The sequence below is a fragment of the Streptomyces sp. NPDC046379 genome, from assembly GCF_055587785.1.
The window spans coordinates 144070-165503 of the sequence record NZ_JBVJFP010000016.1; the positions used below are offsets into that span (position 1 = coordinate 144070).

General features: G+C 71.2%; 20 protein-coding genes, 1 rRNA gene and 2 riboswitches. Of the genes, 7 read left to right on the forward strand and 14 right to left on the reverse strand.

The window, feature by feature from the left end; translation table 11 throughout:
* Positions 1–6 precede the first annotated feature (6 nt).
* Positions 7–810, reverse strand: a complete 804-nt coding sequence (locus tag ACZ6KF_RS26435; RefSeq protein WP_469159920.1) for a CPBP family intramembrane glutamic endopeptidase — start codon at positions 808–810, stop codon at positions 7–9.
* Positions 811–960: 150 nt separating this feature from the next.
* Positions 961–2478 (reverse strand): glutamate-cysteine ligase family protein, encoded by a 1518-nt coding sequence (locus ACZ6KF_RS26440; RefSeq protein WP_469178036.1) that lies wholly within the window; start codon positions 2476–2478, stop codon positions 961–963.
* A 574-nt stretch (positions 2479–3052) separates the two neighbouring features.
* Here ACZ6KF_RS26440 and ACZ6KF_RS26445 point away from each other — a divergent pair.
* The 6 genes from ACZ6KF_RS26445 (at position 3053) to ACZ6KF_RS26470 (ending at position 7563) form a co-directional block, all read left to right on the forward strand.
* On the forward strand, positions 3053–3646 hold the full coding sequence (locus ACZ6KF_RS26445; RefSeq protein ID WP_356630994.1) for a hypothetical protein: 594 nt from the start codon (positions 3053–3055) through the stop codon (positions 3644–3646).
* A gap of 366 nt (positions 3647–4012) precedes the next feature.
* Positions 4013–4219, forward strand: coding sequence for a DUF5999 family protein (locus tag ACZ6KF_RS26450; RefSeq protein ID WP_356630996.1), 207 nt, complete (start codon positions 4013–4015; stop codon positions 4217–4219).
* A 93-nt stretch (positions 4220–4312) separates the two neighbouring features.
* On the forward strand, positions 4313–4708 hold the full coding sequence (locus tag ACZ6KF_RS26455) for a TOBE domain-containing protein (RefSeq protein ID WP_356630998.1): 396 nt from the start codon (positions 4313–4315) through the stop codon (positions 4706–4708).
* 211 nt (positions 4709–4919) lie between these two features.
* On the forward strand, positions 4920–5714 hold the full coding sequence (modA, locus tag ACZ6KF_RS26460; protein ID WP_469240620.1) for a molybdate ABC transporter substrate-binding protein: 795 nt from the start codon (positions 4920–4922) through the stop codon (positions 5712–5714).
* Positions 5711–6493 (forward strand): molybdate ABC transporter permease subunit, encoded by a 783-nt coding sequence (modB, locus tag ACZ6KF_RS26465; RefSeq protein ID WP_356631002.1) that lies wholly within the window; start codon positions 5711–5713, stop codon positions 6491–6493. The genes modA and modB overlap by 4 nt, the downstream gene beginning before the upstream one ends.
* A complete protein-coding gene (locus ACZ6KF_RS26470; RefSeq protein ID WP_469240622.1) occupies positions 6490–7563 on the forward strand; it encodes an ABC transporter ATP-binding protein in 1074 nt (357 codons plus the stop codon). The genes modB and ACZ6KF_RS26470 overlap by 4 nt, the downstream gene beginning before the upstream one ends.
* A gap of 26 nt (positions 7564–7589) precedes the next feature.
* Here ACZ6KF_RS26470 and gcvP read toward each other — a convergent pair whose 3' ends face one another.
* Entirely contained in the window at positions 7590–10475 is a 2886-nt protein-coding gene (gene gcvP, locus ACZ6KF_RS26475) for an aminomethyl-transferring glycine dehydrogenase (protein WP_469178030.1), read from the reverse strand.
* Between the two features lie 62 nt (positions 10476–10537).
* Positions 10538–10652: riboswitch (glycine riboswitch) on the reverse strand.
* A riboswitch (glycine riboswitch) is annotated at positions 10653–10748 on the reverse strand.
* Between the two features lie 114 nt (positions 10749–10862).
* On the opposite strand from gcvP, the gene ACZ6KF_RS26480 reads away from it, so the two are divergent.
* Positions 10863–11234: a PRC-barrel domain-containing protein gene (locus ACZ6KF_RS26480; protein WP_356631008.1), complete on the forward strand. Its 372-nt coding sequence runs from the start codon at positions 10863–10865 to the stop codon at positions 11232–11234.
* On the opposite strand, the gene ACZ6KF_RS26485 is transcribed toward ACZ6KF_RS26480, so the two are convergent.
* From ACZ6KF_RS26485 to rrf, 11 genes are all read right to left on the reverse strand, one after another.
* Positions 11156–12577 (reverse strand): DNA polymerase IV, encoded by a 1422-nt coding sequence (locus ACZ6KF_RS26485; protein ID WP_469240623.1) that lies wholly within the window; start codon positions 12575–12577, stop codon positions 11156–11158. The two genes, ACZ6KF_RS26480 and ACZ6KF_RS26485, sit on opposite strands and share 79 nt — an antisense overlap.
* A gap of 39 nt (positions 12578–12616) precedes the next feature.
* Positions 12617–13264, reverse strand: a complete 648-nt coding sequence (locus ACZ6KF_RS26490; RefSeq protein WP_356631012.1) for a MerR family transcriptional regulator — start codon at positions 13262–13264, stop codon at positions 12617–12619.
* 217 nt (positions 13265–13481) lie between these two features.
* A complete protein-coding gene (locus ACZ6KF_RS26495; protein WP_356631014.1) occupies positions 13482–13955 on the reverse strand; it encodes a bifunctional nuclease family protein in 474 nt (157 codons plus the stop codon).
* A 111-nt stretch (positions 13956–14066) separates the two neighbouring features.
* Positions 14067–14804 carry a transcriptional regulator FtsR gene (gene ftsR / locus ACZ6KF_RS26500; RefSeq protein WP_356631016.1) on the reverse strand — a complete coding sequence of 246 codons (738 nt, stop codon included), beginning with the start codon at positions 14802–14804 and terminating at the stop codon, positions 14067–14069.
* A gap of 40 nt (positions 14805–14844) precedes the next feature.
* Complete coding sequence (locus ACZ6KF_RS26505; RefSeq protein ID WP_356631042.1) at positions 14845–15711, reverse strand: FHA domain-containing protein; 867 nt, start codon at positions 15709–15711, stop codon at positions 14845–14847.
* Positions 15712–15793: 82 nt separating this feature from the next.
* Complete coding sequence (locus ACZ6KF_RS26510) at positions 15794–16633, reverse strand: DUF881 domain-containing protein (RefSeq protein WP_356631018.1); 840 nt, start codon at positions 16631–16633, stop codon at positions 15794–15796.
* A 5-nt stretch (positions 16634–16638) separates the two neighbouring features.
* Complete coding sequence (locus tag ACZ6KF_RS26515) at positions 16639–16971, reverse strand: small basic family protein (protein ID WP_003977440.1); 333 nt, start codon at positions 16969–16971, stop codon at positions 16639–16641.
* Entirely contained in the window at positions 16968–17894 is a 927-nt protein-coding gene (locus tag ACZ6KF_RS26520; protein ID WP_469159912.1) for a DUF881 domain-containing protein, read from the reverse strand. Before ACZ6KF_RS26520 ends, ACZ6KF_RS26515 begins: the two co-directional genes overlap by 4 nt.
* 114 nt (positions 17895–18008) lie before the next feature.
* The gene (locus ACZ6KF_RS26525; RefSeq protein WP_356631022.1) at positions 18009–20504 is read right to left on the reverse strand and encodes a mannose-1-phosphate guanyltransferase; all 2496 of its coding nucleotides are present in this window, start codon (positions 20502–20504) and stop codon (positions 18009–18011) included.
* Positions 20505–20621: 117 nt separating this feature from the next.
* Positions 20622–21230: a CDP-alcohol phosphatidyltransferase family protein gene (locus ACZ6KF_RS26530; RefSeq protein WP_356631024.1), complete on the reverse strand. Its 609-nt coding sequence runs from the start codon at positions 21228–21230 to the stop codon at positions 20622–20624.
* Positions 21231–21339: 109 nt separating this feature from the next.
* Positions 21340–21434: ribosomal RNA gene (rrf, locus tag ACZ6KF_RS26535) — 5S ribosomal RNA — on the reverse strand; the annotation flags it as partial.

Below are 21434 nucleotides of genomic sequence, written 5' to 3' on the forward strand. Positions count from 1 at the left end.
CCCGCGTCACGCCGTGGGCAGCCAGGACACCTTCCCGGCCAGCAGCGCGTACCCGACGAACGCGCCGATGTCGAGCAGCGAGTGGGCGACCACCAGCGGCCCGACGCGCCCCCAGCGCCGGTAGAGGTGGACGAAGACCACCCCCATGACCATGTTGCCGATGAAGCCGCCGATGCCCTGGTACAGGTGGTACGAGCCGCGCAGCACCGAACTGGCGGCCATCGACCGGAGAGGGCTCCAGCCCAGCTGGTCGAGGCGGCGCAGCAGATAGCCGACGACGACGACCTCTTCGACGACCGAGTTCTGCAGGGCCGACAGGATCAGCACCGGGTACTTCCACCACACGTCGGGCAGGTCTTCGGGGACGACGGTGAGGTTGAAACCGAGGCCGCGGGCGGCCAGGTAGAAGGCGATGCCGGTGCTGCCGATCACCGCGGCGATCACGGCTCCGCGGCCGAGGTCGGGCCAGGGGCGCGTGCGGTCGAAGCCGAGCGTGCGCAGGCTGCGCCCCTCGCGCAGCAGCAGGTGGGCGACGAGGACGACGGGCACCAGCGAACTGGCGATGCCGAAGAGCTGCCAGGCGAGGTCGAGCCAGGGTCTGCCGGGCGCGGCCGAGGAGTTGAGGGTGGCGGCCTGGTCCTTGAGGCCACCGGGCCTGGTGACCGACCCGACGAAGCTGATCAGCGCCGAGACGCCGCTGGCACCGAGTGACAGCGCGAGTACGACCAGCGTCTCGTCCCGCAGCATCCGCCGCGACGGCCGCTCCGGCGTCGTCCCGGTCCCGCCCTCCGCGCCCGCCTCTGCCCGCACCCCTGCCTCCCGTCGTGTGGCCCCGTACCGAAGAGAGTACGAAGATCGCACACGACAGCCTCGCAGACGACCGCCGATCCCCTGGGCCGCCCCCGGCCTGCCCGCACCGCCGACCGCGCGGAGACCCGCCCTCCGCGCGGCCGATCCGCCTCACGCCGCCCGCGCGGCCTCCGGCATGCCCACCGGCCAGGTGTGCACCGGGTCCCCGAGATGCATCAGCTCGGCATAGCGCCGGGTCGTCGCGGCCAGCGCGGCGTTCCGCGACAGACCGCCCTCCAACGCCTTGTGGAACGTCGCCGTCTGCCACGACGCCCCGTTCACCCGTCGCCGGCAGCGCTCCTCGATGATCCCCAGATACAGATCCCGGTCGGCCCGCTCGACTCCCCACGCGTCCAGCCCGGCCTCGGCGAGCGGCAGCAGTTCGTCGCGCACGAGGGTCACCGCGTCCACCTCGCCCGTGCCCCCGTACCGTCCGCGCCGGGGCCAGGTGAAGCGGGCGTCGATGCCGTGCCGGCACGCGGCGTCGAAGTTGGCGGCGGCCGCCTCGAACGGCAGCTTGGTCCACACCGGCCGCGATTCCTCGGCGAGCGCGCGGACGAGGCCGTAGTAGAAGGCCGCGTTGGCGAGCACGTCCACGACCGTGGGGCCGGCGGGCAGGACGCGGTTCTCCACGCGCAGGTGCGGAACCCCGTCCACCAGCCCGTAGACCGGCCGGTTCCAGCGGTAGACGGTGCCGTTGTGCAGGACCAGTTCGGCGAGTTTGGGCACGCCGCCGGCGTCGAGGACCGCCAGCGGGTCCTCGTCGTCGCAGATGGGCAGCAGGGCGGGGAAGTAGCGCAGGTTCTCCTCGAAGAGGTCGTACGCCGACGAGATCCAGCGCTCCCCGAACCAGGTGCGCGGGCGCACGCCCTGCGCCTGAAGCTCCGGCGGGCGGGTGTCCGTGGACTGCTGGAACAGCGGCGGCCGGGACTCGCGCCACAGCTCGCGGCCGAAGAGGAAGGGTGAGTTGGCGCCCACGGCTATTTGCGCGGCGCTGGCCGCCTCGGCCGCGTTCCACACGTCCGCGAAGCGCCCCGGTGTCACTTGCAGGTGCAATTGCACGGACGTACAGGCGGCTTCCGGCGCTATCGACCGCGACGTGCACCTGAGATGCTCGACACCGTCGATGTCGAGCGTGAAGTCCTCGCCGCGAGCGGCCACGATCTGGTCGTTGAGAAGCGTGTAACGGTCGACGTCGGAAAGGTTGGAGGAGACCAGGTCGTCGCGGTCGAGGGTCGGCAGAATGCCGATCATCACGATTCCCGCGTCGACCTCGCCCGCTTTCCGGTGGGCATATGCCAGTGACGTACGGAGTTCCTCGGCGAGCCGGTCGAATACCCGCCCGCCGAGCCGGTGCGGAGCGATGTTGACTTCCAGGTTGAACATGGCGAGTTCTGTTTGGAAATCGCGGCTTGCGATCTTTTCCAGCACCTGCGCATTGAGCATTCGCGGCGAGCCGTCCCGACCGGCGAGATTCAGTTCGATCTCCAGTCCCATGAGGTTCCTGGGGCGCTCGAACCGCTCCTCGTCCAGCAAGCGCCGCAGCCCCTCCAGGCACTGCTGGAGCTTGGCGCGGTAGCGCTGGCGATCGGACAGGTCGAACGCGCCTGCCACGACCTTCTCCCCCATCGAAGTTCCCTCCTCGGTGGGCGGGCCGAAGATCGGCCGCCGGTGTCCGGGTCAGGATGGATGATGCCCAGGCCAAGCGATCCATAACGTCCCCGGCGAAGGCCCGCAACCGCTAGTGTGGTCACTCGGAACGACCGTGACCGGAGGCACATTCCCCTGGCAAGGCGCAGTATGCGGTTCCGGTACCGGCGACCTCGTGAAAAACGCCGACGAGAATTGGCCGACCGCGGCCGGAGCGATGCCCGAGGTCAGCGCCGGGCCGAGCCTCCCGGAATCGGGAGGATTTCCCGCGTATCGCCTGCTTCCGGCAGGCCGAATGAACCCTTGCGCGAGTGCCCCGAAGCGACTAGCCGAAACACCGTCTGAACATTTGCCGTATAAACTCCGCTCAAGGCAGAAGGTTGGCGCCCGCCGTCGGGGGAAACCTGCCGTCGAGATGGCGTACGGCAGCCGGCACCCCATACCTCTCGTTCCACAGGCCCCGGCCCCCGCCTCACTGCCCCCGTGTGCTGACAGTGCTGTCCGCCCCGCCCCCCTCGCGCCGCCTTGCCTGTCGAATGAGAGGCGACCCACCATGCCGCTGCACGTTCCCCCGGCCCCCGCGCCCGCAGTCCGTTCCGTCCTCACGGCCCTCGGTTCCCCCACCGCGGTCCACGAGGCCCGAACGCCCGCCCTGCGCAGCGCCCAGGGGCCCACCACGCCCGAACTCCCGCTCCCGGTCCACGTACTCGAGCGGATCACCCCCCAAGGCGCCCCCGTCACCCGGCTCGCCGGCTGGCGCTTCCTCGTCCACTGCGACGGCCACGCGATCGCCGCCGCGGAGACCATGCTGACCCCGGACGGGTGGGCGTTCTCGCACTTCTTCGAGGGCCCCTACGTCACCTCCACCGAACGCGCCCTGCGCCAGGCGGAGACGCTCACGCAGCCGTACCAGCCGCGACTGCTGTCCGTGCCGGGCCTTTACATGCTCACCCTCTGGCTGCACGGCGACACCGACTCGGACGGAGCCGACGGCGACCCCGCGGCGACCGACCTGCTGGTGCCGCTGGCGCCCGCGCCGCCCGGCATCGCGGCCCACCGGCCGCACCGGGTCGCCGATCTGCTGCCGGTGCTCACCCATCGCGTGGCCCCGGCACCGCCCCTGCTCGGCTCCCCGGCCCCGGCCTGAGCCCTCCCGCACCCCGCGCCGGTCACCGGCGCCGCGCCCGCCCGTACCCCGTCACCGGAGCCGTCCGGAGGCGGGGTACGGCCCGTCCGGACCAGAGCCTGGTCCGGACGGGCCATCCGGAACCACCCGAAGTGACGGTGCCGTTGAGATGAACCGCCCGCGCGGGTGACGCGTCCTGAACCAGTGAAGAGCGGTGCAGCCAAATGCCTGCGGAACGACGCCCGTGGGGCAACACTGGGACCGACCGACTTATCACAACGGGGGGCGGCCATGAACGACGCTTCACGCCGCGAGACAGACAGGTCCGACTCGTCGGACACGCCGACGATCCCACACGACAGCACGACAGAGCGAAAGATCCCTTCCATGTGCCAGCACCAGCCGCCGTGCCCGACCGCAGACTCCGCCGACCGGGAATCCGCCCGCCTCGTGGCGCACCACCCGGAGCAGGGCTGGAGCCTGCTGTGCAACGGCGTCCTCCTCTTCGAGGACACCGGTGAGCTCCTGCCGGACGGCCGGGTCATCGCCCCGCACCGCACACTGGACGGCCGCCACATCGTGACCGCCGCCTGAGGAGCTCACGAACGACGCACCGGGGCCGGACCGCGGAGCAGCATCCGCGCACCGGCCCCTTCGCACGTCCGCGCCGCCTTTATCGTGACCCCCATGCACTCCTACACGATCGGCCGGGCCGCACGGCTGCTCGGCGTGAGCCCCGACACCGCGCGCCGCTGGGCGGACGCGGGCAGGATGGCGACCCACCGCGACGACACCGGACGCCGCCTCATCGACGGACGGGACCTCGCCGCGTTCTCCGTCGAACTCGCCAAGGCCGGCGGTGGCGACGAGGAGACGTCGTACACCTCCGCCCGCAACGCCTTCCCCGGCATCGTCACCGCCATCAAGCTCGGCGACGTCGCCGCCCAGGTGGAGATCCAGGCCGGCCCGCACCGTCTGGTGTCCCTGCTGACGCGCGAGGCCGTCGAGGAGCTGGGCCTGGAGGTGGGGATGGAGGCGACGGCCCGGGTGAAGTCGACAAACGTTCATATCGACCGCGCCTGACGCCTGAGATCGACACCCGCACCGGCACCGCTCCGGGCGCCTGCACCGGCGGTCACCCGGCCTTGCGATCGCACATGCGCTGCGACCGCACCGTCTCCCCCAGCGCGTGCCAACCAATATGCGCTTCAGCCTGGCATCTGCGTCTGTATGATCCCCGCATGAAGAGAGCGCGTGCCCTCTTCCCGCCCGGAGACCGAGGGAGTCACCCGTGATGATCCGCACCGCAGCCGCCGTGCTAGTGGCCGTCACCGCGCTCTCCGCCGTCACCGCCTGCTCCGACTCCTCCGACAGCGCGTCCGGCACCGGCTCCGACGGCGCCTCCGGGAAGGTCTCCGGCAGGGTCACCGTCTTCGCGGCCGCCTCCCTGGAGGAGAGCTTCGAGGCCCTCGGCGAGCGCTTCGAGAAGCGGTACCCCGGCACGGAGGTCGGCTTCAGCTTCGGCGGCAGCGACAGCCTCGCCGCGAGCATCACCGGCGGCGCCCCGGCCGACGTCTTCGCCTCCGCCAGCCCCAAGACCATGAAGATCGTCACGGACTCCGGCGGCGCATCGGGCGAACCGGTCACCTTCGTCCGCAACCGGCTGGAGATCGCCACCCTGCCGGGCAATCCGGACGGCATCGCCTCCCTCGACGACCTCGCCGAACCGGGCCTCAAGGTCGTCCTGTGCGATCGCAGCGTCCCCTGCGGCGCCGCCGCGCGGACCGCGCTGGACGCCGGCGGTGTGCGGCTGACGCCGGTGTCCTACGAGCAGGACGTCAAGAGCGCGCTGACCAAGGTCGAACTGAAGGAGGCCGACGCCGCGCTCGTGTACCGGACGGACGTGCGGGCCGCCGGTGACAAGGTGGAAGGCGTGGAGTTCCCCGAGTCGTCGAAGGCGGTCAACGACTATCCGATCGCCCTCCTCAAGGACGCCCCCAACGCCCGCGCCGCCGAGGCGTTCATCGACCTGGTCAGGTCCGAGGAAGGGCGTCAGGTGCTGACGCGGGCCGGATTCCTCGCCCCATGACGCGCCGAGTGCCGCTCGCCCTGCTCCTGCCGGCCCTGCTCGGCCTGGCCTTTCTGGTCCTGCCGCTGATCGCGCTGCTCGTGCGGACGCCCTGGTCCGGTCTGCCGCAGCAGCTCACCAGCCCCGGGGTGTGGGAGGCGCTGCGGCTGTCCCTGCTGTGCGCGACCGCGGCGACCGCCCTGAGCCTGGTCGTCGGGGTTCCGCTGGCGTGGCTGCTGGCCCGCACGGAGTTTCCCGGCCGCGGCTTCGTGCGGGCCCTGGTGACGCTGCCGCTGGTGCTGCCGCCGGTGGTGGGCGGTGTGGCCCTGCTGCTCGCCCTCGGCCGCAACGGCGTCGTCGGGCAGTGGCTGGACTCCTGGTTCGGGATCACCCTGCCGTTCACCACGGCGGGCGTGGTGCTGGCGGAGACGTTCGTGGCGATGCCGTTCCTCGTCATCAGCGTCGAGGGCACCCTGCGGGCCGCCGACCCGCGCTTCGAGGAGGCGGCCATGACTCTGGGCGCCTCCCGCTTCACCGCGTTCCGCCGGGTCACCCTGCCGCTGATCGCGCCGGGCGTCGCCGCGGGCGCCGTGCTGGCGTGGGCGCGTGCGCTGGGCGAGTTCGGGGCGACGATCACCTTCGCCGGCAACTTCCCGGGGCGCACCCAGACCATGCCGCTCGCCGTCTATCTGGCGCTGCAGAGCGACCCCGCCGCAGCGATCGCCCTCAGCCTGGTCCTGCTGGCCGTCTCGATCGCGGTCCTGGCTGGCCTGCGCGACCGCTGGATGACGACGCCATGACCGACGCAGGTACGACACCGCGGCACACCCGGGGCCTGGACGCCCGCCTGGTCGTCGACCGCGGCTCCTTCCGCCTGGACGTGGCCGTGACCGCGGCGCCCGGCGACGTCGTCGCCCTCCTCGGCCCCAACGGCGCCGGCAAGACCACCGCGCTGCGGGCGCTGGCCGGTCTCACCCCGCTCACCGGCGGTCACCTGCGGCTCGACGGCGCCGACCTGGACCGCGTACCGCCCGAGTCGCGGCCGGTGGGCGTCGTCTTCCAGGACTACCTGCTGTTCCCGCATCTGAGCGCCCTCGACAACGTGGCCTTCGGGCCGCGCTGCCACGGCGCGGGCAAGGCCGAGGCCCGCGCCCAGGCCGCCGCCTGGCTGGAGCGGATGGGCATCGCCGAGCACGCCGCCTCCAAGCCCCGCCGGCTGTCCGGGGGCCAGGCGCAGCGCGTCGCCCTCGCCCGCGCCCTCGCCACCGGCCCACGGCTACTGCTGCTGGACGAACCCCTGGCCGCCCTCGACGCCCGCACCCGCCTGGAGGTGCGCGCCCAGCTCCGCCGTCACCTGGTCGGCTTCGAGGCGGTCGCCGTGCTGGTCACCCATGATCCGCTGGACGCCATGGTGCTGGCCGACCGGCTGGTCGTGGTCGAGCACGGCCGCGTCGTCCAGGAGGGCACGCCCGCCGAGATCGCCCGCAGGCCGCGCACCGACTACGTGGCCCAGCTCGTCGGCCTGAACCTCTACCGGGGCACCGCCGACGGCCACACCGTCCGCCTCGACCCGGACGGCCCCGCCGTCACCACCACCGAGGACCTGCGCGGCCCCGCCTTCGTGGCCTTCCCGCCGGCCGCCGTCACCCTCCACCGCGACCGGCCCGCCGGCTCCAGCGCCCGCAACCTGTGGCGCTGCGAGGTCAGCGGCCTGGAAACCCACGGCGACCAGATCCGCGCGGCCCTGACCGGCGAGCTCACGCTCACCGCCGACCTCACCGCGGTCGCCGCGGCCGAGCTGGACCTGCATCCCGGCGCCATGGTCTGGGCGGCCGTCAAGGCCACCCAGACCCACGCCTACCCGGCCTGAACCACGGCCGCGGTCGACAGGCCTTCTCAGTCCTCGTAGGCGTCCAGCGGCGGGCAGGAGCAGACGAGGTTCCGGTCGCCGAAGGCCTGGTCGATCCGGCGCACCGGCGGCCAGTACTTGTCGGCGGCGACGACGCCGCCGGGGAAGACCGCCTCCTCGCGGCTGTAGGCGTGCTCCCACGCCCCGCCCAGCGCCGCCGCGGTGTGCGGGGCGTTGCGCAGCGGGTTGTCGTCGGCCGGCCACGCGCCCGAGCCGACCTTCTCGATCTCCGCGCGAATGGCGATCATCGCGTCGCAGAACCGGTCCAGCTCGGTGAGGTCCTCGGACTCGGTGGGCTCGATCATGAGCGTGCCGGCCACCGGGAACGACATCGTCGGCGCGTGGAAGCCGTAGTCGATCAGCCGCTTGGCGACGTCGTCGACGCTCACGCCGGTCGCCTTCGTCAGCGGGCGCAGGTCGATGATGCACTCGTGCGCGACCAGCCCGCCGGGGCCGGTGTAGAGCACGGGGTAGTGCGGCTCAAGACGCTTGGCGATGTAGTTGGCGCTGAGGACGGCCACCTGCGTGGCCCGCTTCAGGCCCTCGCCGCCCATCAGGCGGACGTACGCCCAGGAGATGGGCAGGATGCCCGCGGAACCCCACGGAGCGGCGGAGATCGGGCCGACGCCGGTCGCGGGGCCGGCCTCGGGCTGCAGCGGGTGGTTCGGCAGGTACGGCGCCAGGTGCTCGCGCACCGCTACCGGGCCGACGCCCGGACCGCCGCCGCCGTGCGGGATGCAGAACGTCTTGTGCAGGTTCAGGTGCGAGACGTCGCCGCCGAAGTGGCCGGGCTTGGCCAGGCCGACCAGGGCGTTGAGGTTGGCGCCGTCGACGTAGACCTGGCCGCCGGCTTCGTGCACCCGGGCGCAGATGTCGGCGACGTGCTCCTCGAACACGCCGTGCGTGGAGGGGTAGGTGATCATGAGCACCGCCAGCTGGTCGCGATGCTGCTCGATCTTGGCCCGCAGGTCCTCGACGTCGATCTCGCCGTCGTCGGCGGTCTTGACGACGACGACCTTCATCCCGGCCATGACGGCGCTGGCGGCGTTGGTGCCGTGCGCGGAGGACGGGATCAGGCAGACGGTGCGCTGCTCGTCGCCGTTGGCGCGGTGGTAGCCGCGCACGGCCAGCAGCCCGGCCAGCTCGCCCTGCGACCCGGCGTTGGGCTGCAGCGACACCTTGTCGTAGCCGGTGACCTCGGCGAGACGTTCCTCCAGCTCGCGGATGAGCGTGAGGTAGCCCTGCGCCTGCTCGGCCGGCGCGAACGGGTGCAACTGACCGAACTCGGGCCAGGTGACCGGCTCCATCTCGGTGGTGGCGTTGAGCTTCATGGTGCAGGAGCCCAGCGGGATCATGCCCCGGTCGAGCGCGTAGTCGCGGTCGGCGAGCCTGCGCAGGTAGCGCAGCATGGCGGTCTCGGAGCGGTGCTGCTGGAACACCGGGTGGGTCAGGTAGGCGTCGGTGCGCAGCAGCGCCTGCGGCAGCGCGTCCTCGGTGGCCGCGTCCAGCGCCTCGACGTCGCCCTCGACGCCGAAGGCGTTCCACACGGCGCTCAGGTGGGCCCGGGTGGTGGTCTCGTCGCAGGAGACGGAGACGTGGTCGGCGTCGGCGAGGTGAAGGTTGACGCCCTGCTCGCGCGCGGCGGCTACGACCTCGGCGGCACGGCCGGGGACGCGGGCGGTCAGGGTGTCGAAGTAGGCGCCGTGCACGACCTCGACGCCGCCGCCGTTGAGCCCGGCCGCCAAGACGGCGGCGTACCGGTGGGTGCGCCGGGCGATGCCCTTCAGACCCTCGGGGCCGTGGTAGACGGCGTACATGCCCGCCATCACGGCGAGCAGCACCTGGGCGGTGCAGATGTTGCTGGTGGCCTTCTCGCGGCGGATGTGCTGCTCACGCGTCTGCAGCGCGAGGCGGTAGGCGCGGTTGCCGTCGGCGTCGACGGACACGCCGACCAGACGGCCGGGCAGGCTGCGGGCGAACTGCTCGCGCACCGCCATGTAGCCGGCGTGCGGCCCGCCGAAGCCCATGGGCACGCCGAAGCGCTGCGTGGTGCCGACCGCGATGTCCGCGCCCAGTTCGCCCGGCGACTTCAGCAGCGTCAGCGCCAGCAGGTCGGCGGCGACGGTGACCAGCGCGCCCAGGTCGTGCGCCTGGTCGATGACGGGCTTGAGGTCGCGTACGGCCCCGGAGGCGCCCGGGTACTGGAGGAGGACGCCGTTGATCTCCCGCTCGGCGATCTCGGCGGGGATGCCCTGGCTCAGGTCGGCGACGACGACTTCGACGCCGACCGGCTCGCAGCGGGTCCGGATCACCGCGACGGTCTGCGGCAGCGCGTCCGCGTCGACGAGGTAGAGGCCCTTCTTGTTCCGCCCCATGCGCCGGGACAGCGCGACGGCCTCGGCAGCGGCCGTGCCCTCGTCGAGCAGCGAGGCGCCGGAGGTGGGCAGACCGGTGAGGTCGGCGACCATCGTCTGGAAGTTCAGCAGCGCCTCGAGCCGCCCCTGGGAGATCTCGGGCTGGTAGGGCGTGTACGCCGTGTACCAGGCGGGGTTCTCCATGACGTTGCGCAGGATCACCGGCGGGGTGAAGGTGCCGTAGTAGCCGAGGCCGATCATGGAGCCCAGGACCTGGTTGCGGTCGGCGAGCGCACGCAGCTCGGCGAGCACCTCGGCCTCGGTGCGGGCGTCCGGCAGTTCCAGCCGGTCGGCGTTCTTGATCACGTCCGGGACGGCGGCGGCGGTCAGTTCGTCCAGGGAGCCGTAGCCCACCTGGGCGAGCATCTTCGCCCTGGCCTCCTGGTCGGGCCCGATGTGGCGCTGTTCGAAGGGGATGCCCTGTTCGAGCTCGGCGAGCGGGATGCGGTGGGCGGTCATCTGCGGAGGCCTCCTGGTCTGACGCGACCTTCGGGGGGCACCCCGGCACGGGTACCCCGACGGCCTCCCCCTCTGTCATCTCGACCTGAGAGCTTCACCGGGCCGCCCGAGGACGTCCGGCTTTCACCGTCGGTGAGGACGGACGCCGGCGGCGCCTGTCCTGCTTTCCAGAGTGACCTCGTCCGTGCGGTACGGGGGCCTGAGAGATTCCGGGGAGGATTTGCTCCTTCGGCGCCTCCGACGGTGGTCGGAGGACTCTCCCGCACGGGGTCGCCAGCCACTTGCCAGACTACCAGCGAGCCCGGCGCGGGGTCCCTCGAGTGGCCGCCTTCCCCAATGTGCTCTTTCGTAGTGCTGACGAACGAGTTGCGACCATGAGGAGGGACCGTGCAGACCGACATCGATCCGCGCAACCTGATCGGCCGCAAGGCGTTCGACCGCACCGGCGCCAGGATCGGCACGATCGACGAGGTGTACCTCGACGACGCCACCGGCGAACCGGAGTGGGCGGCCATACGCACCGGCCTGTTCAGCCGCGACGCGTTCGTCCCGCTGGAGCCCAGCGAACTGATCGACGGCAGCCTGCACGTCCCCTACGACCGCGCCCTGATCAGGAGGGCTCCCGACCTCGGCGTCGGCCGACACCTGTCCCCGGAACAGGAGCTGCGGCTCTACCACCACTACGGACTCGACGTGGCCGCCCCTCCCCCGCTCCCGGACCACGACTTCGGCAGACTCGCCGGCTCCGACGACTCCTGACCTGCCTCGGGTCTTCGCGGCACGAGCGGCAGCGGATCCGCCGGCTCCAGCGCGGGGTCGTCGGTACGGAAGGTCCGCACCCGCCCCGGCTCCGAGCCGGGCGTCTCGAACCGCACGGTCACCCGGCCCAGTCCACTGCCCTGCACCCAGCCGTGCCCGTGCTCGGCGTGCCGCACGTCGTGCCCGGCGGGCCAGCGCCGCTCGGCCGGCTCGGCGACGCCCTGTTCCGGTTCCGGCACCGCGTCCTCGTCCGGCACGTCCGCCAGGGGCCCCGCGGCCTGCGCGAACAGGTCCTCCTGCGTGTAGTCGGCGAGGCCGCTGACCCCCACGCCCAGCAGCCGCACGCCGCCCGTCGTGTCCACCGAGTCCAGCAGCCGCGCCGCGGCCTCCCGCACCACCGCCGGATCGTCCGTGGGGCCACGCAGCGTCTCGGACCGGGTCAGCGTGGAGAAGTCGTACCGGCGCACCTTGAGCACGATCGTCCGCCCCGACAGCCCCGCGCCCCGCAGCCGCCGCACGCACCGGTCCGCCAGCCGCTGCACCTCCAGCCCCACCCGGAGCCGGTCGTGGATGTCCACGTCGTAGGTGTCCTCCACGGACACCGACTTCGTCTCCCGCTCGGCCACCACGGGCCGCTCGTCGCGCGCCAGCGCCATGGCGTACAGCGCGTGCCCGTGTGCCTTGCCGACCAGCCGGACGAGTTCGTCCTCGCCGGCCTCGGCCAGTTCCCCGACCGTGGTGATCCCGGCCCTCCGCAGATGGTCCCCCGTCGCGGGGCCCACTCCGGGGAGCGTCCGCACCGGCATCGGTCCGAGCAGCGCCCGCTCGGTGCCCGGCTCGATCAGCTCCAGCCCGTCGGGTTTGGCGCGCTCCGAGGCGATCTTCGCGAGCATCTTGGAGGCGGCGAGCCCGACCGAACCGGTCAGTCCGGTGACGGCGCGGATGTCCGCCCGCAGCTTCTCGCCCGCGACCCGCGCCGACCGCGCGTCCCGGGCGGCTCCCCCGGCCTCCAGGTCCACGAACGCCTCGTCCAGGCTGAGCGGCTCCACCAGCGGCGACAGCTCCCGCAACAGCGCCATCACCTGGTCGCTGATCGACCGGTACACCGCGAAGCGGGGCACCAGATAGGCGGCGTTGGGCGCCAGCCGGCGGGCCTGTGCCATCGGCATCGCCGAGTGCACCCCGAAGACCCGGGCCTCGTACGACGCCGTCGCCACCACACCGCGGGGACCGAGTCCGCCCACGATGACGGCCTTCCCGCGCAGGCTCGGCTTGGACGCCTGCTCCACCGAGGCGAAGAAGGCGTCCATGTCGAGGTGCAGGATCGTCGGCGCGGCTCTCACATCTTCGATGCTGCCCCACGCCACTGACAATCGGGGCCCTCAGACGGCGCGGTTGCTCCGCCGCCGCGCCAGCTCGTCGGCGGGGTTGGCGCCGACGAGGGTCTCGCCGGTGTCGACGCGCTCGCCGTGCAGCTGGGACAGTGCGTTCTCCACGTCCCGCCACACGACCCCGACCGCGATCCCGAAGATGCCCTGACCGCCCTGGAGCAGCGCGTGGACCTCGTCCGGGGAGGTGCACTCGTAGACGGTGGCGCCGTCGCTCATCAGCGTCATCCGCTCCAGGTCGCGGAAACCGCGTTCTCTGAGGTGCTGCACGGCCGTGCGGATGTTCTGCAGCGACACCCCGGTGTCCAGGAACCGCTTGACGATCTTCAGGACGACAACGTCCCGGAAGCTGTACAGACGCTGCGTGCCGGACCCGTGGGCGGGCCGCACACTCGGCTCGACCAGGCCGGTGCGGGCCCAGTAGTCGAGCTGCCGATAGGTGATGCCGGCGGCCGCGCAGGCCGTGGGCCCGCGGTAGCCGATCTGTTCGGACGCCATGGGCGCCGCCCCTCCGCCGCCGGGAACGGCCGTCGGTCGCTGCACAGCGTGATCGGCCGTCCTGCCGTGAAGCGGGTACGGTCCGCTCTCCCCCAGACCGCGTCCGGGGGCACCCCCAGCCGTACCGTCGCCGCTGCTTCTCACGCCGACCTCCGTCCTTGACCTGCCTTCTCGACGGTAGGCAGTCACCAAGGGTGCGTCAACGATCGCCACACTCGGCACGCCGAGTGATAATCACCCTAGGAGTGGTTTCCCGCACCCCACCGCGGGGAAAGGCTAGCCGAATGCGCAGACGGGGGGCCGCAGGACGCTCTCACTCGCCCCCGGCAATTGCCGGGCGGAAGCCGCCCGGCGGACCGTCTCACTGGTTGCTGGTGCCGAAGTCCTCGGGCGAGATCTGGTCGAGGAACTCGCGGAACTTCTCCACCTCGTCCTCCTGCTCGTCCGGAATCGCGATCCCCGCGTCGTCCAGCACCCCGTCACTGCCGTAGATCGGCGTGCCGGTGCGCAGGGCGAGCGCTATGGCATCGGAGGGGCGGGCGCTCACCTCCACGCCGCTGGCGAAGACCAGCTCCGCGTAGAAGACGCCTTCACGCAGGTCCGTGATGCGCACTTCGGTGAGCTCCTGGCCGACGGCCTCCAGCACGTCCTTGAACAGGTCGTGGGTCAGCGGTCGTGCGGGGGCCATGCCCTGCTGGGCGAAGGCGATCGCCGTCGCCTCCCCCGGACCGATCCAGATGGGGAGGTAACGGTCACCTGCCACTTCGCGCAGGAGCACGATCGGTTGGTTGGAGGGCATTTCCACCCGGACACCTACGACATCGAGCTCGTTCACACAGCAACCCTAGGCCGTGCCCGGGACGTTTGGGTAGTCGGGCCGGGTCAAGAGCCCCTCGCGACCGGTGGCGCCCGCGCCCCGTCCGGCGCCCCCGGAATCCGGCTCCGGTCAGGGCAGCCGTACGCCCAGTGCCGTCTGCACCAGCGCCGCGTGCAGCTTCACCGTCAGGCCCGCCAGCTCCTTGGCCCGCGCTTCCGCGTGCGCCCTCGTCTGCGGGTTGCGGTGCCGCCGGAGCGGGGCCACGACCTGGTCCACCAGCCCCGCCTCGCGGTCGGCGGCGGCCTTCATCACCCGCAGGTGCCGCGGCTCGATCCCGAACCGGCCCAGCTCGGCGACGAGCGCCGCCACGGTCGCCGCCTCCGCGTCGTACACGCCCTCGGCCAGCGGGGCGATCAGCCCGTACGACTCCCACTCGGCCAGTTCCCGCTCGTCGATCCCGGCGGCGGCCAGCAGCTCGGCCCGCCCGATGCGCGCCGCCGTCGGCCCGTCGAAAGCCTCCGGCGCACCGTCGGCGTCCCGCTGCCGCCCCACCACGGGCAGCCGTACGTCCTCACCGCGCTCCAGCGCCTCGAGCTGCTCGCGGATCACCTTGAGCGGCAGATAGTGGTCCCGCTGCATCCTCAGCACATGCCCGAGCCGCTCGACGTCGCCGGCGCTGAACTTGCGATACCCGGACGGGGTCCGCTGCGGCTCGATCAGCCCCTCCGATTCAAGGAAGCGGATCTTCGAGATGGTGACTTCCGGGAACTCCTCGCGCAGCACGTTCAACACCGTGCCGATACTCATCAGCCCGCTGTCCGCGGCGGCGGCGCCGTGCCCGGCGCCGCCGCTCGGTGAGTGACGCATGGACCTTCCCTGTTCCCCCCGGACAAGCGTCCGGGGAGGGTCAGATGCCCTGCCGGCTCGCGTAGAACACCAGCCGGTACTTGCCGATCTGCACCTCGTCACCGTTCGACAGGGCGACCTGGTCGATCCGCTCGCGGTTGACGTAGGTACCGTTCAGACTGCCCACGTCGGCCACCGTGAACGAACCGTCCGGACCGCGCCGGAACTCCACGTGCCGCCGCGAGACCGTGACGTCGTCCAGGAAGATGTCGCTCTGCGGGTGACGGCCCGCCGTGGTCAGGTCGCTGTCCAGCAGGAAACGACTGCCCGAGTTCGGGCCGCGGCGCACCACCAGCAGCGCGGAGCCCAGCGGCAGCGCGTCCACCGCGGCCTGCGCCTCGGCGGAGAGCGTCGGCATCGGCGTCTGGCCGGTGGCCTCGGCGTCGTAGGCCTCGAGACCGCTGATGGAGATCGTGGAAGTCGTCTCGGAAGGGCGCTCGGCGGCAGCTCCGGCACGCAGCGGCGCACCGCAGTTGGAGCAGAAGCGGCTCGTCTCCGGGTTCCGGTTACCGCACCTCGTACACACCAGCGCCGGCATGGAAAACCCTCCACCCGTACTCGACGGTTGGCCGAAACCTATGCCGCCGGCCTGGGCAGGGTCAACGGACGACGCGCCGGGGCCGTCACCGCCCGGACCGGCCACCTGGTCCCGGAACAGCGGGCGCTGGCCTTCCGCGTCGGGCTGCGCACGATGACGGGCGGTGGCGTTGCCGCTGCCCTCTCGCGTGCTCTTGCCGAACAACTTCGCAAACAACTTCACGGGCGATTCCCCTTGACCGAAACAGACCCGCCCGTGGGGCAGGACGAACCCTGATTGCACACACTGGCCGACCCGGACATCCTCACAACGTCCGTATCCACCAGACAGTTTCCACCACGCACCACCCGATCGGTGCGTCGACCCCCCGCAACCTCATGCCCTCGCCGGACGTCCGCCATGCACCCCCGGTTCACTGGGAGGACGACCGAGCGTAGTCAGGTCGCTTCACCGCTCGCAAGGCGTCCACGACGATCTTGTCCGACCGCTCCACACTAACGGTGGCCTGCTCCTTCTCGAGCGTCTGCACCACGCCTCCCGGGATGTTGAGCGCCGGTTCCAGATCCTGCGGCTTGCCGATGACCTTGAAACGATACGGGGTGTTGATCTTGTTCCCGTCGACGGTCACGCTCCCGCGCGCGTCCGCGAGGTAGGTGCCGGCGACCACGCGCACGCCGTTCACCTGGATCGCCTCCGCGCCGGCGGCGCGCAGCTCCTGGATCGCGTCGAGCAGCATGTCCGCCTCGACCGTCCCCTTCGTGTCGGTGATCGTCATCGTGATGCCCGGCCCCTGGGCCGCCACCGTGCCCGCGAGGATGCCCAGCTGCCGTTCCTTCTCCTGCGTCTGCCTCCGGGCCTCCTCCGCCTGGTTGGAGCTGTTCTCCAGCTCCTCCCGCTGCTGTTCGAGACCCTGCTTCTCGTCCTCAAGACGCTGTGTGCGGTCGTCGAGTTCATCGAGGATGCGAACGAGATCCTCCTGCCGCGCCCCGCTGAGGACGCTGTCGCCCTCGCTGTTCGAGGCCACCTGCACGGCCAGGCCGAAGCCGAGGCCGAACAGGAGCAGGGCGACGATCAGCTGGGCGCGTGTCACCCGCGGCGGCCACAACCCGTCGATCAGCCGCTGCCGTCCCGTCGGCGCCGGTCCGGGGGTCGGCCCGGTGCCGTCCTCGGCCGGGGCCGCGGCGGGCACCTCGGGAGGCAGTTCCTCGCGCAGCGGCGGACGCTTGCCGTTGGTCTCTTCCTGGTTGCTCATCGGCCTCACGCCCGGAAGACGTGGCGCCGGATGGCCGCGGCGTTGGAGAAGATGCGGATGCCGAGGACCACCACGACGCCGGTGGACAGCTGCGCGCCGACGCCCAGCTTGTCGCCGAGGAACACGATCAGCGCGGCGACGACCACGTTCGACAGGAACGACACCACGAACACCTTGTCGTCGAAGATCCCGTCGAGCATCGCCCGCAGCCCGCCGAAGACCGCGTCCAGCGCCGCGACGACGGCGATCGGCAGATAAGGCTCTACGGCCGCCGGCACCTCGGGCCGGACCAGCAGGCCGGCCACGACACCCACGACGAGGCCCAGTACGGCGATCACGATGTGCCCTTCTCACTTCTCTGCTGTGCTGTTTCCGATATCGGCTGTGCTGTGCGGACGATCATCCTGGGCGCGGCGGGCAGCCGGAGGTCGTCCTCCGCGGAGATGCCGGTCCTGATCCCGAAGTTCTCCTGCAGCGCATGCAGGTACAGCCCGTCCGCACTGTTCTGGAACGCGGCGCTCAGCCGCTCGCCGTCCCCCACCGCGAGAACCGTGTACGGCGGCACCAGCGGCCTGTTGTCGACCAGTATGGCGTCGCCGGCGGCCCTGATCGCCGACAGCGCCGTAAGCCGCTGCCCGTTGATCGCGACGGCCTCGGCGCCGGACTCCCACAGCCCGTTGACCACCCGCTGCAGATCCCGGTCGCGCACTCGCCCCGTGTCGGAGAAACCGGTGGTCCCGCGCGGGTCGTCGTCTCCGCCGCCGGTGGCCTCCTTGGCGTCGTTCACCACCAGCCGCACCCCGGGGCCGTGCACCTCGGTCGCCCCGGCCAGCAGGCCGACCAGGTCCGCCTGGGCGCCGCCGCCGCTGTCCCGCAGGGCCTCACGCTGGCGGGCGTTCACATCGGCGCGCAGCGCGTCGACGTCCTGCTCCAGCTCGTCCGCGGCGTCGGTCTCCCGTCCGATGCGGTCGATGAGCTCCTCCCGCTCCTTGGCCACGACCGGCGCGTCCACGCGGGCCTGCGCCGCGCCCAGGGTCACCACGAGAGCCGCGAGGACCAGGCCGGCGGCCAGCCCGAGCCGGGCCCTCAGCGTCTTCGGCACGCCGCCGGCGCCGGCGGCCTGCTTCCGGGCCGCGGCCTGCGCGTACCCGTCGTCGAGGCTGTGGTCCATGACGTTGGTGAGCAGTGACATGGACGCGTCCGGACGCGCGGCAGACCTGGGAGTGCTCCGAACGGGGGGCTGCTGCGGCATGCCGCACATCGTCGCACGAGGCGACCGCTACCTCCGAATGGCCCCACCGGCGTGCCGGACAGGCCCCCCTTGGGGACACTTGTCCGGCACGCGCGCGTGGGGCGCCTTGTCTCCTACCGGGGCCTACCGCCCCGCGCTGTCCACGACCGCCGCCCACTCGTCGAGCAGCGCCTGTGCGGAGGCGTCGTCCGGGCCCTCGGCCCACAGATGGGTGACGGCTTCGGCAGGGTCGGGCAGCACCATCACCCAGCGCCCGTCGGCCTCCACCACGCGCACCCCGTCCGTGGTGTCCACCTGTCGGTCTCCGGCCGCCTCGACCACCCGGCGCATGACGAGTCCCTTGACGGCCCAGGGGGTCGCCAGATCCCGCTTGAGCACGTGCGCCCGCGGGATCCGCGCGTCGATCTGGCTGAGGGTGAGCTGCGTCCGCGCCACCAGCCCGATCAGCCGTACGAAGGCCGCCGTGCCGTCGAAGACGCTGCTGAACTCGGGGACGATGAATCCGCCCTTGCCGTCGCCGCCGAAGATGGTCGTCTCGTCCCGGCCGACCCGGGTCAGGTCGTCCGGCGAGGTGGTGGTCCACTCGACCTGCGTTCCGTGGTACGCGGCGACCTGCTCGGCGATGCGGGTCGTCGTCACCGGCAGCGCCACCCGTCCGCTGCGCCGCTCGGCGGCGACCAGGTCGAGCATGACGAGCAGTGCCCGGTCGTCCTCGACGATCCGGCCCTTCTCGTCCACCAGCGACAGCCGCTCGCCGACGGGGTCGAACCGCACCCCGAACGCCGCCCGCGCGGACGCCACGATCTCTCCCAGCCGCACCAACCCCGACCGCCGGGCGTCCGCCGTCTCCGTCGGTCTCGACTCGTCCAGCCCGGGGTTGATCGTCAGCGAGTCGACGCCCAGCTTCCCGAGCAGGCTGGGCAGCACCAGACCCGCGCTGCCGTTGGACGCGTCCACGACGACCTTCAGCCCGGACTCGGCGATCCCGGTAGTGTCGACGTTGCGCAGCAACGACCCGGTGTAGGAGTCGAAGACGCTCGCCGGGAAGTGCAGGTCCCCGATCTCGCCCGGGAAGGCACGCCGGTACTCCTGCCGCGCGAAGACCCGGTCCAGCTTCCGCTGGCTGGCCTGCGACAGATCGGCGCCCTGGGAGTCGAAGAACATGATGTCCACGGAGTCCGGCACTCCGGGCGAGGTGCGGATCATGATGCCGCCGGCGCTGCCCCGAGCCGTCTGCTGCCGCGCCACCGGCAGCGGTACGTTCTCCAGGTCCCGCACTTCGATGGCGCTGGCCTGAAGGGCGGAGATCACGGCCCGCTTGAGCGCACGCGCACCACGGGAGTGGTCGCGGGCTGTGGTGACGGTGGACCCCTTCTTCAGGGTCGTCGCGTAGGCGCCGGCGAGCCGCACCGCGAGCTCGGGCGTGATCTCGACGTTCAGGATGCCGGAGACGCCACGGGCTCCGAACAGATGCGCCTGGCCACGCGACTCCCAGATCACCGAGGTGTTGACGAACGCGCCGGCCTCGATGGTCTTGAACGGGTAGACGCGCACATTGCCCTGCACGATCGATTCTTCACCGATCAGGCACTCGTCGCCGATGACCGCGCCGTCCTCGATGCGGGCCGCGCGCATGATGTCGGTGTTCTTGCCGACGACGCAGCCTCGCAGGTTGCTGTGCTGCCCGACGTAGACGTTGTCGTGCACCACGGCCTTGTGCAGGAAGGCGCCGGTCTTGACGACGACGTTGGAGCCTACGACGGTGTGCTCGCGGATCTCCGCGCCGGCCTCGACCTTGGCGTAGTCGCCGATGTACAGCGGCCCGCGCAGTACGGCATCGGGGTGCACCTCGGCCCCCTCGGCCACCCAGACTCCCGGGGAGATCTCGAATCCGTCGATCTCCACGTCGACCTTGCCCTCGAGAACGTCGGCCTGCGCCTTGACGTAGCTCTCGTGCGTGCCGACGTCCTCCCAGTAGCCCTCGGCGACATAGCCGTAGACCGGCTTGCCCTCCTTCATGAGCTGGGGGAAGACATCACCGGACCAGTCGACGGGCACGTCGGCCTCGACGTAGTTGAAGACCTCGGGCTCCATCACGTAGATGCCGGTGTTCACGGTGTCCGAGAACACCTGCCCCCAGGTGGGCTTCTCCAGGAACCGCTCGACCTTGCCCTCTTCGTCGACGATGGTGATGCCGAACTCCAGAGGGTTGGGCACGCGCGTCAGGCAGACGGTGACCAGCGCGCCCTTTTCCTTGTGGAAGTTGATCAGCTCGGTGAGGTCGAAGTCGGTCAGGGCATCGCCGGAGATGACAAGGAAAGTGTCGTCCTTCAACGCCTCTTCGGCGTTCTTGACGCTTCCGGCGGTACCGAGTGGCTTCTCCTCGTTGGCATAGGTGAGCTCCATTCCGAGCTCTTCCCCGTCACCGAAGTAGTTCTTGACCAGTGAGGCAAGGAACTGCACAGTCACGACGGTTTCGTTGAGCCCATGCCTTTTGAGCAGCCGCAGAACGTGCTCCATGATCGGCCGGTTGGCGACCGGCAGGAGCGGCTTGGGCATGCTTGAGGTCATGGGGCGAAGGCGTGTGCCTTCGCCGCCGGCCATCACGACGGCCTTCATGTCGGAAGCGTCCTCCTCTAACAGACGACGGTCTAGCCGACTTCACCCGTCCGAATTGTCCCGCACTTTTCGCCGGCGGGCCATCGCAGGCTCAGGCGCTGCGTCTCTGCGGCGAGTTCAGTCGGCCGTGGCGCCCGCACGAACGATACGGCGGACCTGCACCACGTAGAGGACTCCTGCCCACCAATACAGGGTTGTACCCCATCCGGCGAACGCCCATCCGAAAATAGCAGCGAGTGACGCGATCCATCCTGTTCCGTCACTGAGCAGGAGCAACGGGAAGGCATACATCAGGTTGAAGGTGGCCGCCTTCCCCAGGAAGTTCACCTGCGGCGGGGGATAGCCATGGCGTCTGAGGATGCCCACCATCACCAGCAGGACCAGCTCGCGCGCCAGCAGGACGGCGGTGAGCCAGAGCGGGAGAATCTCCCGCCAGGTGAGTCCGACCAGCGTCGAGAGAATGTAGAGCCGGTCCGCGGCCGGGTCCAGCAGCCGGCCGAGGCTGCTGATCTGGTTCCAGCGCCGCGCGAGTTTTCCGTCCAGGTAGTCGCTGATCCCGCTGAAGGCCAGCACCAACAGCGCCCAGCCGTCGCTCTTCGGGCCTCCGAACTCGGGCCGCAGGATCAGCCACAGGAAGAGGGGCACGCCGACGAGTCGAGCCATGCTGAGGATGTTCGGGATGGTGAGCACCCGGTCCGTCTGGACGCGGGTCTCCTGGACCTCCAACCGGGGGCCTCCTGTCGGAAACGAGCCAACGATGCCCCCTGACCTTACCTCAACGCAAAAAAGCTCCGGCTCTTGGGCTGTCTGCCCAAGAGCCGGAGCTCCAAAAGGAGTTCGGCGGCGTCCTACTCTCCCACAGGGTCCCCCCTGCAGTACCATCGGCGCTGTAAGGCTTAGCTTCCGGGTTCGGAATGTAACCGGGCGTTT

Bases quoted from the DNA above. Each gene is read 5' to 3' on its own strand.
- ACZ6KF_RS26440 (WP_469178036.1), bottom strand. From the start codon at position 2,478: ATGGGGGAGAAGGTCGTGGCAGGCGCGTTCGACCTGTCCGATCGCCAG.
- ACZ6KF_RS26445 (WP_356630994.1), top strand. From the start codon at position 3,053: ATGCCGCTGCACGTTCCCCCGGCCCCCGCGCCCGCAGTCCGTTCCGTC.
- ACZ6KF_RS26450 (WP_356630996.1), top strand. From the start codon at position 4,013: ATGTGCCAGCACCAGCCGCCGTGCCCGACCGCAGACTCCGCCGACCGG.
- ACZ6KF_RS26455 (WP_356630998.1), top strand. From the start codon at position 4,313: ATGCACTCCTACACGATCGGCCGGGCCGCACGGCTGCTCGGCGTGAGC.
- modA (WP_469240620.1), top strand. From the start codon at position 4,920: ATGATCCGCACCGCAGCCGCCGTGCTAGTGGCCGTCACCGCGCTCTCC.
- modB (WP_356631002.1), top strand. From the start codon at position 5,711: ATGACGCGCCGAGTGCCGCTCGCCCTGCTCCTGCCGGCCCTGCTCGGC.
- ACZ6KF_RS26470 (WP_469240622.1), top strand. From the start codon at position 6,490: ATGACCGACGCAGGTACGACACCGCGGCACACCCGGGGCCTGGACGCC.
- gcvP (WP_469178030.1), bottom strand. From the start codon at position 10,475: ATGACCGCCCACCGCATCCCGCTCGCCGAGCTCGAACAGGGCATCCCC.
- ftsR (WP_356631016.1), bottom strand. From the start codon at position 14,804: ATGCGTCACTCACCGAGCGGCGGCGCCGGGCACGGCGCCGCCGCCGCG.
- ACZ6KF_RS26510 (WP_356631018.1), bottom strand. From the start codon at position 16,633: ATGAGCAACCAGGAAGAGACCAACGGCAAGCGTCCGCCGCTGCGCGAG.
- ACZ6KF_RS26520 (WP_469159912.1), bottom strand. From the start codon at position 17,894: ATGTGCGGCATGCCGCAGCAGCCCCCCGTTCGGAGCACTCCCAGGTCT.
- ACZ6KF_RS26525 (WP_356631022.1), bottom strand. From the start codon at position 20,504: ATGAAGGCCGTCGTGATGGCCGGCGGCGAAGGCACACGCCTTCGCCCC.